The 243-nt window shown below is 65.8% G+C and carries 1 pseudogene; it reads right to left on the reverse strand.

What is annotated here, in order from left to right:
* Positions 1-243 (reverse strand): annotated as a pseudogene (locus FNJ47_RS48390) (IS5/IS1182 family transposase); the annotation flags it as partial.

Here is a 243-nt window from a genome sequence, read left to right on the forward strand (position 1 = left end):
CCTTTGTCGACGTGGATACGGCGAGCCTCCACGCCGGTGAGCTTCTCCATGTCGGCGATCACGGGGCCGAGCGTGTGCCCATCGAAGGGATTGCCGTGCAGGGCCTTGGCGTGAAGCACGAACTGGCCGCCCTTCGGAGACGTCACGGGGGTGGCGATACTGACCTTGCAGCCGAACTCGTAGGGCGCGCGGGCCTTACCCTTGCCGATGCACTCGACCTCCGGGGCGTGCAACGCATAAACC

It is taken from the genome of Bradyrhizobium uaiense (assembly GCF_010811875.1).
Classification (GTDB): Bacteria; Pseudomonadota; Alphaproteobacteria; order Rhizobiales; family Xanthobacteraceae; genus Bradyrhizobium; species Bradyrhizobium uaiense.